16 protein-coding genes are annotated in these 18,136 nt (G+C 32.8%); 6 read left to right on the plus strand and 10 right to left on the minus strand.

Going from position 1 to position 18,136, the window contains the following annotated elements; all coding sequences use genetic code 11:
* Window positions 1–4: 4 nt before the first annotated feature.
* The 3 genes from NEF87_RS25020 to NEF87_RS25030 all read left to right on the plus strand — a co-directional run bounded on the left by NEF87_RS25020 (window position 5) and on the right by NEF87_RS25030 (window position 2,190).
* Entirely contained in the window at window positions 5–907 is a 903-nt protein-coding gene (locus tag NEF87_RS25020) for an ABC transporter permease (protein WP_457917990.1), read from the plus strand.
* Between the two features lie 93 nt (window positions 908–1,000).
* Complete coding sequence (locus NEF87_RS25025) at window positions 1,001–1,852, plus strand: hypothetical protein (protein WP_457917991.1); 852 nt, start codon at window positions 1,001–1,003, stop codon at window positions 1,850–1,852.
* 14 nt (window positions 1,853–1,866) lie between these two features.
* On the plus strand, window positions 1,867–2,190 hold the full coding sequence (locus tag NEF87_RS25030; RefSeq protein ID WP_457917992.1) for a winged helix-turn-helix domain-containing protein: 324 nt from the start codon (window positions 1,867–1,869) through the stop codon (window positions 2,188–2,190).
* A gap of 11 nt (window positions 2,191–2,201) precedes the next feature.
* Here NEF87_RS25030 and NEF87_RS25035 read toward each other — a convergent pair whose 3' ends face one another.
* A complete protein-coding gene (locus NEF87_RS25035) occupies window positions 2,202–3,056 on the minus strand; it encodes an SDR family oxidoreductase (RefSeq protein WP_457917993.1) in 855 nt (284 codons plus the stop codon).
* Between the two features lie 266 nt (window positions 3,057–3,322).
* Between NEF87_RS25035 and NEF87_RS25040 the strand changes: the two genes are divergently transcribed.
* Window positions 3,323–4,054, plus strand: a complete 732-nt coding sequence (locus NEF87_RS25040; RefSeq protein ID WP_457917994.1) for a hypothetical protein — start codon at window positions 3,323–3,325, stop codon at window positions 4,052–4,054.
* A gap of 13 nt (window positions 4,055–4,067) precedes the next feature.
* Here NEF87_RS25040 and NEF87_RS25045 read toward each other — a convergent pair whose 3' ends face one another.
* Both NEF87_RS25045 and NEF87_RS25050 read right to left on the minus strand, forming a co-directional pair.
* Window positions 4,068–5,099: a hypothetical protein gene (locus NEF87_RS25045; RefSeq protein WP_457917995.1), complete on the minus strand. Its 1,032-nt coding sequence runs from the start codon at window positions 5,097–5,099 to the stop codon at window positions 4,068–4,070.
* Window positions 5,100–5,157: 58 nt separating this feature from the next.
* Window positions 5,158–6,456, minus strand: a complete 1,299-nt coding sequence (locus tag NEF87_RS25050) for a hypothetical protein (protein WP_457917996.1) — start codon at window positions 6,454–6,456, stop codon at window positions 5,158–5,160.
* An 83-nt stretch (window positions 6,457–6,539) separates the two neighbouring features.
* Here NEF87_RS25050 and NEF87_RS25055 point away from each other — a divergent pair, with 83 nt between their 5' ends.
* Window positions 6,540–7,643, plus strand: a complete 1,104-nt coding sequence (locus NEF87_RS25055) for an alanine racemase (RefSeq protein WP_457917997.1) — start codon at window positions 6,540–6,542, stop codon at window positions 7,641–7,643.
* 49 nt (window positions 7,644–7,692) lie between these two features.
* Here the strand turns inward: NEF87_RS25055 and NEF87_RS25060 are convergent, their stop codons facing one another.
* A complete protein-coding gene (locus NEF87_RS25060; protein WP_371804202.1) occupies window positions 7,693–8,844 on the minus strand; it encodes a vWA domain-containing protein in 1,152 nt (383 codons plus the stop codon).
* 126 nt (window positions 8,845–8,970) lie between these two features.
* Window positions 8,971–11,574: an ATP-binding cassette domain-containing protein gene (locus NEF87_RS25065; protein WP_457917998.1), complete on the minus strand. Its 2,604-nt coding sequence runs from the start codon at window positions 11,572–11,574 to the stop codon at window positions 8,971–8,973.
* A 106-nt stretch (window positions 11,575–11,680) separates the two neighbouring features.
* Here NEF87_RS25065 and NEF87_RS25070 point away from each other — a divergent pair, with 106 nt between their 5' ends.
* Entirely contained in the window at window positions 11,681–12,493 is an 813-nt protein-coding gene (locus NEF87_RS25070; protein WP_457917999.1) for a hypothetical protein, read from the plus strand.
* Window position 12,494: 1 nt separating this feature from the next.
* Here NEF87_RS25070 and NEF87_RS25075 read toward each other — a convergent pair whose 3' ends face one another.
* The 5 genes from NEF87_RS25075 to NEF87_RS25095 form a co-directional block, all read right to left on the minus strand.
* Entirely contained in the window at window positions 12,495–13,157 is a 663-nt protein-coding gene (locus NEF87_RS25075; RefSeq protein WP_457918000.1) for an ECF transporter S component, read from the minus strand.
* A 25-nt stretch (window positions 13,158–13,182) separates the two neighbouring features.
* On the minus strand, window positions 13,183–13,800 hold the full coding sequence (locus NEF87_RS25080; protein WP_457918001.1) for a hypothetical protein: 618 nt from the start codon (window positions 13,798–13,800) through the stop codon (window positions 13,183–13,185).
* A 41-nt stretch (window positions 13,801–13,841) separates the two neighbouring features.
* Window positions 13,842–14,705: a hypothetical protein gene (locus NEF87_RS25085; protein WP_457918002.1), complete on the minus strand. Its 864-nt coding sequence runs from the start codon at window positions 14,703–14,705 to the stop codon at window positions 13,842–13,844.
* 1 nt (window position 14,706) lies between these two features.
* A complete protein-coding gene (locus NEF87_RS25090; protein WP_457918003.1) occupies window positions 14,707–15,729 on the minus strand; it encodes a hypothetical protein in 1,023 nt (340 codons plus the stop codon).
* A gap of 75 nt (window positions 15,730–15,804) precedes the next feature.
* Window positions 15,805–17,964 carry a hypothetical protein gene (locus NEF87_RS25095; RefSeq protein ID WP_457918004.1) on the minus strand — a complete coding sequence of 720 codons (2,160 nt, stop codon included), beginning with the start codon at window positions 17,962–17,964 and terminating at the stop codon, window positions 15,805–15,807.
* Window positions 17,965–18,136 lie beyond the last annotated feature (172 nt).

Below are 18,136 nucleotides of genomic sequence, written 5' to 3' on the forward strand. Positions count from 1 at the left end.
ATTAATGACAAGTGAAATGGCTGAAATTGCAAAAAACAATAAAAACATGGCTTTTACTATCGAAAAAACTAAATCAGGTGCTAAGCGCAGTGTAATTCAGATTCAGAAAACGATCGAATTTGAATTCCAGAAAAATTTGTCAAAATTTATTTCAATGCTATTAACAACAATTGGAATATTCTTACTTTTCTTAGTTATCGAACTGATTCAAAGTGCTCAAGGTTCCGAAGTTCCCGCAGATCCTACTGATTATTTCTCTGGGTATTTAATGATGATAGATTTCTTGATTCTAATCATAGCTGTCGCATTTGGAGGAGGGATTATTGCGGAGGATTTTGAAAAAGATACTGGAAATTTACTCTTTCCTAAAATTCAGAAGGATCGTTTATTAATTGGCCGTATTATCGCACGATACATCTATGCAGCAATGTGTGTTATCTTCTATTATGTTCTAATTGGTATAGCAACTTTGATCATTTACGAAAGTTTACCTTTAATAGTATGGGAATCAATGGGTTGGGCACTTTTATATACATTTGCTGTTTTTAGTTTCATGATTCTTTTTAGTAGCTTTATGAAAAGAGCTGCATCAGCAATGATTGTAGGGATGTTGATAATCTTAATGGTATTTCAATTACTAACCATAATTCTCATGTATACTGGAGTGACAATTGAACCATTGTTTATGCTAACTTATTATGCGAACATTATTACCAGCTGGTTTAATATGCCATCAGAAAGATTCACAGAAGTTGGTTTGGGGATGGGTCCTGGAGGTGTGAGAGATGGACCAACATTTATGTCTTGGGCCACTCCCAGCGCAACTGGTGCCATACTTGGAATGACCATATATTCCATTGCATGTATTGCTCTTGCTTACTTTATTTACAAGCGGAGACAGAATTAATTGAAGCATTTCTATATTTATTAATTATTTTTTTTTTGATAATCATTATCTCAAAGATAATCTTAAGAAAGGATATATGATTATAACAAAAGTATGGGTGAAAGTAAAACAACCATGACATTTTCTGAAACTAAAAAGGATTTTCGCAATTCATGGGCTTTATTGAAAGAAAATTATAAAGCATTTTTGAGCACGGAAATTTTTGCAGGGATTGCATTTTTCATAACTATTATTCTTACCTCCTTTATCGTAGGATTTATTATTGTTTCTTTCACTTCGACTACTTTACGTGAGGTTATTACTGGGGTTTCAAGTAGTTTTATTATTTCTCATATTGTACGCAGTGGAATTATGCTAGTTTGCATGTGGATCTTTTTTGGATTCTTAAATTGTCAATTTGGATTAGCTCATGAGATTATGTCATCCGGGGAGATGTATGCTGAATTCAAAAGTTCCTTTGGCTATTTTAAGAAGAATTGGTGGCAATATCCTATTCTTAATTTCACAATAATGGCGATTGGGGGGATGCTTCCTATGAGTTTTCGGTTAGAGATTTATCAAAATATTGAGAGTAGTTTCTTCACTTTTCTATACTTATTCGTCCAATGTATGGTCTTTTTCTTGTGGTTCATTACATTTATTTCTACTTTACCAAGTATTACATTTCAATGTAATTTCAGACATGCGTTTATCGAGAGTTTCCGGATTATTAAAAATAATTTTAGACGATTGGTGAGCACATGGGGTGTTTTCTTTACAATTTTCATCTTACCTGGTCTTTTGGTCACAATTTTGACTAGTGTTTATTTCACTTGGTGGATTTTAACACTCAATATCATCTATATCCTTTGGTTATCATTAATTGGATTTCCATTAATGTCACTGCTTGCTACTGGATTATATAAAAATGTCAAGCTTGAACGGTTTAAACCTTTGATTGAATGAAAGGCAGTGTATCTATGTCAAAAAATACAACATCATCTGAAACAAATATGGAAATCCATGAAGAGCGGATCATTACTGATCCTACTTTAGTGTTAACTTTACTTCATGAAAAAAAAAGGATGATTGTAAATTTATTACTAAAAAATGCAATGACCATACAAGAACTAAAAAATGCAACCAAAATGAATCCCGGAACGATAAAGCGGCATCTTGATGATTTGATGAAAAATGATCTAATTTTCATTGCTGAGGAGCGGTTAAATGATTATAATATTAAGATGAAATTTTATCAAGCCACAGCTCGGCGATTTATAATCAATTTTACGCTCCCAGAATAAAAAAAGGTGGATTAAACTATTTTTTTTGCTTTTTTGATTGCTTGACGGTATTCATTATCAGAAAGTGTGCGAAAAATTTTTGGGATGAGTCTGTATAAGAAATTATACAGCTTTGCTTCTCCTGGAAGAATTTGAAATTTGTTTTTCACTATTCCAACAATTAAGTTTTCTGCTACTTTAGCTGCTGAAAGTAATTTTGCGTTTTCTGACAAAATTAAGCATTCTTTTGGCTTAATTTCATTCTCTTTTTCAAATCCAGGTGTTTCAGTATCTGGGGGGTAAAGAATAGACACATTGATATTATAGGGTTTGAGTTCATGTCTAAGAACTTCACTTAATCCGACAATAGCAAACTTCGTGGGGCTATATGTGGCATAACCCATGATTCCGAAATAACCCATCATTGAAGAAGTGCTAATTATATGTCCTTTTTTTAATTTCATAAAATAAGGCAACAAAATTAATATAGGGACCAATACGCCTTCATAATTAATGTGCATATTTTGTTGAAAATCTAAAAGAGTGAGGTCTTGGATATATTTGGGGTAAGCGTATCCAACGGTATTGATAAGGTAGTCTGGAACCCCATGTTCGCTAATAAATTGGTTTATAAGTGGTTCTAATTTGTCTTTATCCGTTGTGTCACATGCTATTGATGTAATGAATTGATCTTTGGTCTTTTTTAGAGAGTGACATTCTTGGATCGTTTTGCTTAATTCTTCTTGATTTCGTGCGATTAAACATGTACTTGCTCCCATTTGGACAAGAAATTTTGCTGTTTCTTTACCAATTCCTTTTGATCCTCCACAAATTATTGCTAATTTCCCTTGAAATTGTTGACGTTCTATTAACTTTGTAAGTTTCATCTAAATCATATCTCCAATTTTTGAACTATATGAAGGATTTAAATAAAGAATTTCTTTACAATCTTAGAATAATACTGATCATTTTGTATTCACTTAAGGAATAATTGATGGAAAAAAAACCATTAAAAAAACGAATGGTGTTCAGTCAATTTAGCGGATTGTTGAGGGGTGACTAGTACTTTCAATAATCAGTCAGAAAATTATGAAAAATTTTCTCCGGGTTTATAAAAATCCTTCTTATTAATATTGTGAAGGATGTGCTGTATATGGAAAAAAACTTGATTTTATTATTTGGATGCACTGTTTTAAAAATTGTTGCATTATCTCTGCTTGGATATTTTCTTATTAATAAATGGAAGCGTCAATCAAAGAAATATTATACTGATTTTCCCTTTTTAATGTCGATAACCTTTTTTGGCTATGCTCTGGCAAAAATTTATGATCTGTGTCTATATTATATATTTAGGGATACCCCTGATTTAGAATTATTAACTGAATTTGATCCTACATTGTTGATCATTGTAAAAATTCGATTTGTTTTATGTCCGGTGCTTGTAATTGCACCATATCTGGTTTTAATGATGATGATTTGGTTTCAAGACCGAGTTCGAACTCAAAAAATAATTGGGGTCAGTTGGATTATTTTGAGTTTATTGAGCATCATAGTTGTTCAAAATTACTCCCAAATTTTAATAGTAAACGCCCTAGTCGCTTTCCCAATTATTTTATTGTCGATTATTAGTTTCTTCGTACTCAATCATCAAAAAAAGTTACACGAAATTAATAGTTTAGTGCTAGCAATTGCATGGAGTCTTTATGTGTGCACCCAATTGCTAAGGCCGCTTTGGATAACTCTTGGTTCGGGAACTTGGGGCTTAACATGGGTTGGTGAATTAGTTGAGTTGTTGACTCTGGTTATGATTGGAATTGGGTTCATCATTCCTGCAAATTATAGGAAGATTCAAGGAACAAATTTAATGAAGACTGCTGTTTATTGAAAGGAAAAAATGGTTATAATTTTTTTTGAAATACTTTAAAATGAGCCACTTTTACTGACCCTTTGGAGAATGATTTTAGAGCTGGTATGTTTTTACTCCATACAGTTGCTCCTATATGATTTTTAACCCCCATTTGTTGCAATTTTTGGAATAATCTTAGATAAATCCATGGAAAAGTATTTGAATTTCGATATTTTTTATTTATTATTGCAGTATCAATATCTGCACTGAAAATTTGTTTTTTATTCTGCCAAAGATCAAAAATATTTGGAATTTCAAGAATTGCGGCGATAATTTCATGTGTATCCTTATCAAAAGCGAGGATGTAGTAATTTTCTCCTTGTTCCACACTTTGTAATAAGGAAAACATTCGCATCATTTTGTTATCTCCAGTAGTATCGGGTAATCTTTTTGAAAAATTATTTTGCACAAATTCAGCTAGTTGATTAAGTAAGGCTCTATCATTCAATAAATTTGGAATTGAAAATCTCTTCAACTCCATATTAGGATATGGACATTCTCCCGGATCCCATTCTGTCGCCAATACTGAAACATATTCCGTTTCAGATATCCACCCTGCTTCTTCGATCCATTTTTCCAATCTTGGGTCATTTTCTGCTGAGTTGACTAAAGCCTCATTTTCAAATCCAATAGTTCGTATTCCCCATCCTCCATATAACGAAGGTGTATTGATTGGTCCTCTGACCTTCTCAAAACCCATTTGAGATACAAAATTTGAAACATGTTCCAAAAGATCTGCACAAATATCTCGTGTATCCGCTTGTAACCATCCGAAAATGGGAATTTTTTTACCATAAGAAAAATGATATGGTTCTAGTTCACAGTATATACATCCTAAAATGACATTTGATTTAATATTCTTAGCTAAAAATAATGTTCCATGCGTGCGTTGTCTGTGCGCATCAAAAATGGGCTGAAAATTCTCCTTGAACCAAGAAGGGCGATCAAGATATTTTAAAAAGTCATTGCTGGGGGAAGAATGGGATATTTCGATAATTTGATAATTTGAAAGTAGTAGAGTCATGAATTTTATGATCTTTATTAGTATTTAAAATCGAAAGAAAAAATAATTAAAAAAAGGCTTAGGATGTCATCGGATGAATTAAAGTTGGGTAAATTGATGCTTGGGATGCGACTTCTATGTTGTTTAAATTTCTTGAATTTGCTTGTCTAAGTACTGTACGTAAAATTTCCGTGTCTTGAATCAGTTTTGGTTCCGGAATATTTCTTTTTAGACTGTGCCATGAAAATACTACAATATCTCGAAATTTATTAGTTCGTTTATTTTTAACCCAAGCAGGAATATACCCGCAAATCTGATATTTTTTGTTCAAAAGGATTTCAATCTGATTGATTTCGGAAGCATCAACATTAAGTTCAACATACTCGATTTTTTCAGATAAAACATATTGTTCCAAAAGAACCAAGAATGCGGAAAAAACAACCATATTTGAGCAGTGATATTGTATTTTTTCGATGTTTTTCACCGACAAGGTATGCAATCCTTCCATAAAATCACCTGTTGATTCTAAAGAAAAATGAAAGTGTTTATACCCATAGTTATCTTGAGAAATTTTTAAGGATATTTCATCTAAGATTTTACTTATTTTTTTTGAATGGTAATTGAGATTAAATTTTGAAGTTATCGTTGGAATCTCTTCAAAATTATACTGCATTGCAATTCTTGAGTAGAGAGGTTTCACACGATGGTGAATTTTCTCAGGAGGTTGGCGTGTATTATAAAGTGCATTTTTTCTATAGGCCACCATTAGAACATCAGTTTCTTTCTTGTTTAAAAAAGTGTCTTTTCCCTCGTATATCGCATAAGGAAGTGCTCCAATTTGGCGAGATAAATATTGTACTATATTATGGGCTGTTCTGGATTCGTTATACCATTTATCAATTGTCCCTTCATTTTGTTCACAGAAACGATGTATCATCGCATAACTTAATTCGCGAACGTTAATTTTTCCTTGATATTCAGGGAGAATATTTAATCCACGCATGTAAGCGGACTTATTGTAAGTATCTAATGTAATTGTAAAACATCCAACAATAGGCTTTTCTGTATCCTTTTGAGCATCAAAACGGAAAATTCCCCAATGAAAAGTTGGATCTTGAAACGTTTTAAATATAAATTTGGGATCAAGCATTTCTTTGTAGGGATAAGTTCCTTCATAAATTTCGTTGTAAATATAGACAATGGATTTTGCTTCTTCTAATGTTGTGGGTTCTTCGATCATGACAGAGAGCTTCTCATCCTTATTCTCTCCATACAAATACTTTCCATCTTCACCATATTTAATCAAAAATTCATCGATTGAGTCACATGCTGAAGATTTGTAGGAAATATGATTTTGAATCGGTTTTGCAATCTCCATAAGAGTGATTATTTTATTCCTATATAAAGTCGGAATTGAGATAACAAAAAAATTATTACAAATACAAGCAAATTGAAATCATCATGAAGATAATTAAACCGACAGTGTTGGTTGATAAAAAGAAAGTCCTTCATAATATTGCTAAAATGCAAAATAAGGCAGATCGAAATGGCATAGAATTAAGACCCCATTTTAAAACTCATCAATCCTCAATAATTGGCAATTGGTTTCGTGAAAAAGGCACCACAAAAATCACCGTTTCTTCGATATCAATGGCTCGATATTTTGCCGATGCGGGTTGGAAAGATATTACAGTTGCTATTCCAGTGAATATTCTCGAGATCGATGGGATTAATGAATTATCAGAATCTATTGATCTCAATTTAGTTGTTGATTCGATTTTTTCAACAGAATATTTGAATGCAAATCTTAAATTCTCTGTAAATTTATGGATAGAAATTGATACTGGATCTCATAGAACTGGAATTGATCCAAACCAAATTTCCCAGATGACTAAAATTGCAGAAATTTGTTCTGCTTCAAACAAACTCAATTTGAAAGGGATATTATCCCATGCTGGTCAAACATATTCTGCTAAATCTGAAACTGAAATAAAACAGATTTACCAAAAATCTGTAAATATTATGGTAGAGTTAAAAACAGAATTAGAACGATTAAATCTTGGTCAAATTCAAATTTCTTTGGGGAATACACCGACATTTAGCATCATTGAATCCATTGATGAAAATATCGATGAAATTCGTCCGGGAAATTATGTCTTTTATGATCTCATGCAACATCAATTGGGTGTTTGTACTGAGGCAGAAATTGCATTAGTCCTGGTTTGTCCGGTTATTTCAATTCTTCCAGAATTAAATCAAGTGACAATATATGGAGGGGGTATTCATTTATCTAAAGAAAATCTTACCTTCAATTCAGGGCAAAAATATTATGGTAAAATTGTTAAGTTGAATTTAGATAATACTTGGGGGAGATCCATTGATGGTGTTGTTATAACTGCATTATCTCAAGAGCATGGTGTGATTCTTGGTTCCGAGGAGTTTATTAAAAATATCAAAATTGGTGACCTTGTCTTTGTTTTACCTATTCATTCTTGTATGACTGCTAATTTACACAAAACCTTATTCACCACCGATTTAGAAGAAATAGATAGCTTTCAATTCTAAGAATTTTACAAATAAATATCAGAAATAAGTTAAAAAAGAAAAGATTCAATTACATTTTTTTTGTTTCATCGCCTTGAATTCGTTGAGTTGCGCTGGCATCATTTTTTATCGTTTGTTCAGTTATTTCTTCTGCTGTGCCGTACATCTGAGCATATTGTTTATTGATTTGAGGATTAATTCGGTGTTGTGATGAATCTTCACTAAATTTGATTGAAATGTCTTTTTCTACTTCTAAACCCTTTTTCCCAAAATTGAATAGAATTTTACATACTGTATTCATCCCTTCTTTAACTATTTTCTTCGGATCAAGTGTCAAATTCAATTTCAAGATTATTTGATATGTATCGCCTGATTCAAATGAACGTAGCCATGTTTTATACCAGTGTTCTTTGACTGCTCCGCGAATTTTTTCAAAAGGCATACGAATGACAGTGGGCTTATATTGCATTGCATCGTTAATTTCACATTGTCCATTCACAGGTTTAACAGTGATACTTGGTTGAGAATAAACAATTCGAGTGGTTTGTTCACTTGCAATCAGCATTTTCGTTTTTAATTCGTTTGCATTTTCAGCAAAAATATATTTACCTGTACTTTGTTTGGCGATTTCATAAAGAAGGTAGACATTATGATCTCCCAATGCTCCTACTGTATCAATTGACGCTTTGTATTCTAAAGCCTCTCGTGCTAGCATAAAATATTTCATATAATTTGGATCTTTTTCATTTCCAAGTTCAACTCTCACATCACCAGGTTCTCCATCGGTGATTAAAATGATTTTCTTGGTTAAATTACCCTTATAGGTTCTCATCATTTTAATTCCTTGCTTCAAAGCGGAAAACAATGCTGTACCTCCAAGGGCTTTAATTTTTTGAATATGTTCAATGATTTTTGGACGAGATTTGGTGGTAATGGTCTCTCCTTTAATAATCACTTTAACGGATGATTCGAAAATAACCAGATTGAAGGTTGTTTCTATCGGAAGTTGTTGAACCTGCTCAATTAAGGATTCTTTTGCCTTTTCAATTCTTGCTCCGGTCATGGAACCTGACACATCTAATAGCCAAACTCCCCAAAAAGGCTTGGTGGGGGAATTGTTTTCAGGTAGGATTTTGATGTCGATACTTAGAGGAAGTTTTTCGGTGGGGGGTACGCACATTGCTGATTGATTTATTCCGATGTAAGGTATTGTATTTTCCATTGATGGTCCTTCTTTTTTTTCTTAATTCTTAATATGTGTTAAATTATAGTGGAATAAACCTTTATATGTTTACTTTGAATGCGACCAAAAAATATCCCGATCTACTTATTGATCAACTAGCTCAGCTCATTTCATAAAGACTAATTGATAAATTGAATATAAAGACGGAAGATGGAAATTAAAAATGAATTTATTTTTCAGGAGCAAAAAATTTAGGAGAATAATTAAAAAGAATGATATCAAGCAAATCCAATCTTTGTTAGACCAACCAACATGATATATATTTGTACGGCTTGAATTTAATCCAAAACCTCGTGCTTCGATTGTAGATGCCGTTGTTTTTGCTTTTCGAATTATCGAAATTAATAATGTAGTAATTCTCTGTAATATATGTCGATAAATCTTTTTAATGGAATTTCCCTTTTTTATTCCAGATCCTCGTAAGGTTTGCGCAATTTCAATTGTATTGGATTCTTGTTCTATTAAAGGAATGTAACGTAGTCCAATCATAAAAGAAAATGCATATCTATAAGGAATTCCGATTTCAATTAAAGAGTAAACTAAATCCTTTGGGGCAGTTGTTCGGGTGAATATCACTGCTGTTGAAACAAAGATAATTATAAGAAATCCCGTTCTAAGAGAATAATACAGAGCCAAACGTCGAACGGGCAATCTTTCGGTGAAAATATAAAATAATACTTGATCCGAACCAAGATTATTGGCATCAAAAAGAGTGTTTAGTGGAATGTAGATGAAAGTGAGCATTATTACCCACCGAATTTGCCGTAAAAGGCGTTTAGATGGGATGCCACCGAGTTTGGCAATAATCAAAATCACTCCATAGCATATTGCTAAAAAAAAAATACTCCTTTGATAAAAAAGGAAAAATGTTAGAACTATTAAAATCAGCAGTTTTACTACTGGATTTAATTGATATATCCAACTGGTTTCATCAAATGTGCTTGATTTATGAAGAAAAATGTTTATACGCGAAATTTTACGATGTTTTTTTTGTTGTTTCTTTGTTTCCTTAGTTTTTTTTTTGGTTTGATCATTATTTATTAATTTCTTTTGATTTGAAATGGCATCAATATGGTTAGTTTTTTCTTTGAGTTCAATTATGCGGGAACAATTGGCCTTTAATAATTCTCGATCATGAGACACAATGACTATTGTTTTCCCAAGCTTGTGAAATTCATGCAGGATTTCAAAAATTCTTTGCATTGATTGGGCATCCTGCCCAATAAACGGCTCATCAACAAGTAATAAATCGGGATTATAACTAAAAATTGATGCAAGGTTCAAACGCCGCTTTTGTCCCCAACTAAGACAGAAAGGATTCTTGTCTTCAAGGATTTGAAGATCACTTCGCTTTTCACCTATCAAAGGGGTATAAAGATGGGAGATTTTCTCTTCTTCTTCTGCAGATAATTTATTCTTTTGATGATCTGCTTGTTTACTTTTAGTTTTCTTAAAATTTTGAACAAAATTTCGCGGTGCAAATAAAATTTCATCCTTTATCGTACTTTCAAATATTTGATTTTCTGGATTTTGAAAAATAAATCCAATTTTTGGGATAAAGGAGTCTAAATCAAACTTTCCATATTCTTGGCCATTAAAATATAGTTTTCCTGAGCTTGGCTCAAGCATATGGGCTATCAAGTAGAGTAGTGTGGTTTTTCCAGACCCATTATCTCCAACTAATCCAATAAATTCTCCAGAATTAATTTTTAATGAAAAATTGGAAAAGATACCAGGAAAAGTATTAGTATAAGAAAAAGTCACATCGTCAATACGAATTACTTCTTCTCTATTCGATGCTGGTGCCTTAGTTTGAGTGCCCAGATCCGTTAAATTGGATGAAGATTCATATTTTTTTATTGAAGAATCATCTCTAAGATGGATTTTTGGAGATTTTAATTTATATTGGAGATATTTTTGCGGATTTCCTTGAAAATCAATACTACCTTCATGATTTAGTACGAGAATTTGATCTACTATAGTCATAAAGGGTTGAAGGCGGTGTTCTACAATGATGATCGTTAAATCGGGGTTGATTCTTCGTAATTTATTCAATATTTTTAGAAATCTTATTTCCCCATGAGAATCTAAAAATGCAAGAGGTTCATCTAAAATAAGAATTTTGGGATTCATCACCAGATTTGCAGCTAAAATAACTTTTTGTTTTTCGCCCCCACTTAATGAAAAAATCGACCTTTTCAATAATTTGGTTATACCCAGATCTTCTGCAATCTGATTTACTCGCAATTGAGTTTCTTTCTTTGATATATTTAAGTTTTCGGCAGCAAACGCAATTTCATCAAAGACGGTGAACGTTACTAACTGTTCATCTGCATTTTGAAATACATAACTTATATCACGTGCGATATTTTCCTGATCGTGCGCCCATATATCCCTATTCTGCAGTAAAAATTCTCCACTGTATTGACCTGTTATGTTGAATGGAATCCTACCTGCAATAGTATTACACAAAGTACTCTTTCCTGATCCGCTCACCCCACCAATTAATAGTGTTTTTCCTGAAGATATATTTAGATTTATGTTTTTTAGAGCAAAAGGACCGGAATTCCCATAACGAAAAGAATAGTTCTTCAATTGGACAATATCTAATTGATAATTTTGTTGAGAAATCAGTGATTGGAGGCTAGCATTTGAAGCTTTAGTTGTAAATGTATCTTCTATTTTTGCTGATTCATCCTTATTAATCATATTTCTTCCTCAATTAGATAGATTTCGTAAATAGTCGATATTTCCCAAGATACATAAGGAATAATATTATTTGATTTTATTGCTTAATATAACTAGGGCTTGAAACTTGAGAACTCGAATTAAGAAACTCTCGCTTGAAGATCTTCATCTCGCTGTCAACCATCTTTTTGCAGAATCGGGGTTTGATTTGCACTTAGATTCGAAGGACTCGTTCGAATTAAAGAGTAAAAAGCATTATGTTTTCAAATCCACTCTTCTTCCACAAAATAGAGATGTGTGTGTGAAATTTTTCAATGATGAAATACCTCTATACCATCAACGGTGGAAAAATGAAGTTCAAAATATGACTATCCTCCCACAATTATCCTATCTTATAAACACTCCAGAACTGATCGCAAGTGCGCAAAATGTAATTGTTTATGAATTCTTAATTGGCGATAATCTTTTTGATTTATTATTGGAGAAAAGAATTTCTTTAGATACTTTACGGTCTCTTGCTGAAATTTTCTCAACTCTGCATGACCGAGGGTTCATCTATGGTGATGCGCGATTACGAAATATGATCTTGACAAAAAAATCAAAAATATACTTGATAGATCCTGAAGAAATGCAAAAGGGCGATTCTTTGGAAGATGTTGCAGAATTTTTGTGTTCATTTATTGATTTTACCCCTGGAATCTTTCAAAATAATATGGATCTATATTATCTTGATACAATGATCCAGTTTCTGCAATATTATCTTAAATTTGCACCAATAGGGTTGCCTGAGAAAGCCTACTTGGATCGTGAATTTTGGGTGGAAATAATCCTGAATTCTTTAAAACAAATAACAATGAGGAGATCAATCTCCTTATCTCCTTCAAAATGGAGTGAAATTAATCAAATGTTATTGTATTATCTAAAAAAAATGCAAATTTAAACTATATTACGCCTGTTTTTTTAATTCTTTCCACAATCAGATATCCTAAAACACCTGCTATCAGAATACCCGAAAGAAAACCGAACATCATAGCCATAACAAACAAACTCCAATGGAGAATATATATTTTTCCTGTAATTATCCAAAAAAGCGGGACTTGGCTTAGATTTCCAATTCCGGCGGCAATTGCCCATCCAAGCTTTGTATCTGATTCTCCAAAGAGTTGCATTAAATACATTCCGATAAAAAGGAATGCTCCTTCATAAAGTGTAATTCCCACTTCCATTATCCCCCAGCTAGAGCCGAAAAGAAAATTCATAAATCCTTGAATCGTGGCTGTGACAAAAATGGTTCGTTTTTTTCCAGTTAATCCATAAGCAATGACCATCCATAACAGGTGATGCCCTGATACTAATTGAGTTCCCCCGACAAATGGGTACCAGGTTTTTATTAGTAAACTGAAAGGAATTAATCCAGATATAAATCCTCCCATTATACCCAAGATTGAAGCAATGAGTAAATCTTGAGTGGTGAAGAAATAATTTGACTTTTTTCCTCTTTTTTTCATTGCTAGGTTTCCAGTATCCATTAATTTCTCTGAATTCTGGTTTTCAAGATTATTTTCTGGATCTTTTCCTTCATTCACCTCATTTGTACCCTCCATATTTTTCTCCTTCTTTCTACCTAAGTTATTCTAAATATAATGCATTGAAATATTTCACCGAGAATTTTGAATTGTGAACATGATTAAATCCGGGAGATAAATTTTCTTGGAATAATGAGATCACTTCTGGATCATTTTCAATTCCTTCCATCAAAACCGCAGACATCAGAGGACCATCACCCCCATTAGTGCGATTTGGGATGATCTTTCCATCAATATGAGTGACTATTATGAAATCATCTGGGTGTTCTTCAAGCAATCTAAATGGTAACAAATATGTAAGATAACCATCTGTCGCTTCAAAACGAAAATATTGTGGGTTTTGTAATAGTTGCTTCATAGATTGTAGTACATCCCATACTCTGACCCCCGATATATTAAATGTTCTTGTCGTATTGTACATATTTTTCCAGAAATAGGATACATTTTCAATTCTTGGAATTGAATCATCAATGAAATTTGAATAACCGATAAATGATTCTTGAGTTACTTCCCCATAAACGCGAACACACCATGTTTCTTCACACGATTCATATTTTTCCAGAATCTTCTGATATTCGACCCAATTATAAACAAAAAGACTTACCAAAATCCCGCTGAAAATTACTGTAAATAGAGCAATTCGAAGTGTCCGTTTTTTCATTGTGAATCATGTGATGTAATTATAATAAAAAAAAGGAGATATTAAATAAACTTGTTTCTTTTAGGAAAAATCGCTTGAATTGATAAAACGACACAAAATATTAATGAAAACACATGAAATCCCGGAATAGTTGGAAATTCATCCTTATTTCCAGTTGAATTTCCGCTTGTGGAATTGGTAGTTGAATTGCTTGTGGTGTTAGTTTCGGTGATAGTATTGTTTGTTGTTCCTTCTTCTGGTTGTTCAAATCCTGTTGGCTCATCTGAGATATAAATTGCAGCAACTCGTTGTGCAGATAATTTACTATTATGAACGAAATTTTCCCCTTCTTCAAACAAGTCTTTAAACATAGCTATCATTTCTAAATCGTTTTCTATGGCCTTCATTTCCACTTCCATCCTTAGAGGGCCTTCGCTGGTCCCTATTAAAACTCCATTTTGATGAGTTGTAATGTAGATGTCATTATTATGTTCCTTGAGAATTCGGATAGGAAGTTTCGCAAAAAGTGATCCAAATCCATATCCATCTTCTCCAATAAACTGTGCATAGGTGGCATTTTCATTCAATAAATTAGAAGTATTTACTACATCCCAGAGTAAAGATCCTGAAATTTGATAAGTATATGAATTATTGAGTTTATTCACTCTCGTAAAACTTAGATCTTCGATCCTATCATAAGTTCCATTTCGCAATTCTTCTAATGATACAGTAAATTCTGTCTTTAATCCGGGACCATAAAAAAGAACTAAATTATTATCATAATAACTTCTATAATCTACTGTATTAAGTCTCGTTGATGCAAAATTAAATGGAATGCCATAGAAAGGAATAATAAGAAAAAAGATAAAATAAATAAAACCTAAATTTCTCTTTCTATTCTTCAAAAAATTCTTCGATAAAGTCATTTTATATTAACTCCTTGGAAGAAACTCCTCCTTTTTTGATAAATATAACCGAAATTATACTCATTCCCATTAAAAACATTAAAGGAATCGATGAAATTGTTTTATCTTCATTTTCATCAGTATTGGAATTGTCAGTCTCAGTCCCAGTACTTGAGGAATTCGTAGATGTATTGGTTGGGTTCAAAGACTCTAAGTAGGCATAATCAACAGAATTTGAAAAATCTAATTCGTGAGTCCAAGATATTGCATGGGCTTCTCCTCCGGTGATGTCCGCAGTTGCTAATGCAAATCGATATCTTCCCTCAGTCGAGTTACTAAAGTTAGAGAATTGTACATCAACATCAGGAGATAATGTCGTAAGAGGTCTTCGGATTTCAAGTTGATATTGATATGTGAAATAATCCCAGTTCCCATATATCATGGCGGCTTCTGGATCCCGATAAATCCCTGTTTCTGCTTCTAACCAAGATTGATCGTCATGGCATTGATCGATAAGATCATAGACTCCAGAATTGTTTGCCTTTGTATTACGTGCCCATAACCAATTATCAACTCGGGCACCGGGCTCGGTTGTCAGCATACTGTTAGATTCTAAATACATTCCCACTGAATAATTTGTACAATTAATATTCCAGCAAAGCATAAATAAATCTCGTTGATTTACTGGTAAATCGAAAGAATTATCATTCCAGCCAGCCAGGATATACAGATCCGTATCATCAAATACCCATTGAACATGAATATATGTTTTAAAGTAATATTCGCTCTGATTATTGCTTCCCGCCGCAACAATATATCGATAGACATCTTCACGATTCCATACAGATTCATTGCCAATTCCATCCAAGGTTATTTCTGGATTTGCAATGTATCGGGCATAATGACGGGTAATTCCATGATGATCCATGCAATCTTCATCACTATCTCCCCAATCTGCAGCAATAAAAGAAATAGGTGAAACCAGAATAAATCCTAAAAATACAACAATAGGAAACAGTAATTTCTTATTCGTTTGTTTTTTCATGATAGAAAATCCATTCCTTGACAGTAAATTAAAAAAGAAAAAAATTATCTTGTTTAAGTTTTCTAGTCCAATTTACTATTTTCTGCGACGTAAAGTAATAAACAGAATTGTGCTAACACTTGCGATCACTAAAAACCCTGGTAAAAATCCTGGAATTGATGATTTTGTTTCTGTTGTTGTGGTTGTAGTGGTTGAATTGGTCGTTGTTGTATTGGTTGTTGTTGGAAGTTGTGTCGTAGGTAATAAGGTGACACGTACTTCAACAATTAATCCGATATAGCTACCCTTTGATAAACCGGGTGCAATAAATTGGTAGGGTCCGCGATGATAGCCAACGATATCTCCTTCTGTTTCATTCATGAGAATTGCGATTTTATTTTCATTATCTATATCCTCATTGATAAATCCATGCTCAATATCCCCTTTGGAGAAGACTTTATTCCCACCGTATCCATCTAAGGCTATAACACTTACACTATAGTTTTGATCTCCATCGTTCACGAATGTTGCGATGATGCTTGCTAAGGTAAATCCGCTGCATTCGACTTGATCTCCATCAGAATTTGGCCAACCATATCCTTCATCGGAATATCCCCAATCGTAACTCTCATAATCTCCTACTGAAGCGGTTGTATTTTGACTGCTAAAATATCCTGCTAAGGTTCCATTTAGCGTCACATTTACTTTCCAATAATCCCCAAGAATAATCTGGTTGACATCTTTTACTTTCTGATTATCTTCAAGTTCATCTCCATAAACTCGAAAATCGCCGTTTGATTCTTGGTAATCCGCTAACCATTCCATGGTACCACTATTGTTAACCATGAAAGCAACAATGGTTGCGTTGTTATCACTGTACTTATTAAAATTAGGATCACGTAATAACAAGTCTTTCATTTCAAACTCGGATGAATGGCCGTCTGCTGCACTTATATTTATTGTCCATGCATCACCCCATCCTTCTACTTCTAATAAATGGACTGGATTAAATCCAAAAACTTCTACTGTATCACTAATATTCATTGAAGAAATTTCAATTTGGTGGTAATTAATATCATTATACATCAAAATATCATCAAGACTGTAGGTTGAATTCACTCCATTCTTTGTCATATTGATTGTGGTTGATGGAACTGCTGTTGAAGGTAAATTTGGTGTATACCAGTTCATATCATCAACAGTTACTCGAATTTCTACAATTCCTCCAATATAATTTCCTTTACTCGCTCCTGGAGCAATAAATTGGAAAGGTCCTCGATAGTATCCTAACTGTTCACCATCAGAAACATTCATTAAAATGGGTTGCTTGCCTTCATTATTGAAACTATCCATACCTAATACCATATCTTTTTGATCAAATACCTTATTGGCTCCGTATCCATCAAATGCGATAAAAGATACTTCATAAAAATCATTATCATCAACAAATGGATCTAGTATACTTTCTACTGTAAATCCCGTACATGAAACAGGTGTTCCTTCACTATCTGGCCAACCATATCCTTCATCAGAATAGCCCCAATCATAAGTTGTGTAATTTCCAAGGCTTGTAGAATTCGCTGTATTAATAAATCCCACTATTTCTTCATCAACAACTATATCGACTTTCCATTCCTTATTGTATTCAATTGTAGTCACATTTTTAATTTTTAAATTTTCGGCAATATTTTCACCAAAAACACGAAAATATTCATTTGTTTCTTCAGCATCAAAATCATCAAGCCAATGCATTACATCATTAATTTCAATTGCTAATCCAATCATGATGGAATAACTTGCATCTGTATATTTATAAAATTCGCCATCAGAAAGGATGATATCAGAAACATTGAAGGTATTTTCGTTACCATCAAAAGAAGTTATATTAATACTCCCTGCATCTGCCCATCCTAAGACTTCAAGTAAATATAGTGGGTTTATACCATAAACTGTTGCTGTTTCATTATAGTCAAAGCTATAAAGTGGGAATGTATGATTCTCATATTTTGTATAATTTAAGATTTGTTCTAAAGTAAAGATGGTAATAAGACTATCTCTTTTAAATTCTAATGAAACATCTGGAGTCTCACCTGAGGGATAAGTAAAATTTAACCATCCATCATCTGCTGAAGATGGTTTAATGTCTTCTTTGTATATAACATCCATATCGGTTGTATTTGCAAAAGTGGGAACTGCAAAATTAGCAAATAACATTGATATACAGATGATTGAAAGAATTATCGGTGTTTTTTTCATATTCATCACATTAAATACGTATAATATTTGTCTAATATCTCTCACAGTATTAATTGGTCGATATTAACAATGAAACATAACGATGTTTTTCTAATTAAGTTTTTCTTTTTATAATACCCGATCTCAAGATAAAAACTTCAAGAAAGTGTTTTTGGACAAAATGATTCACTTT

It is taken from the genome of Candidatus Lokiarchaeum ossiferum (genome assembly GCA_025839675.1).
GTDB classification, from domain to species: domain Archaea; phylum Asgardarchaeota; class Lokiarchaeia; order Sigyniarchaeales; family Promethearchaeaceae; genus Lokiarchaeum; species Lokiarchaeum ossiferum.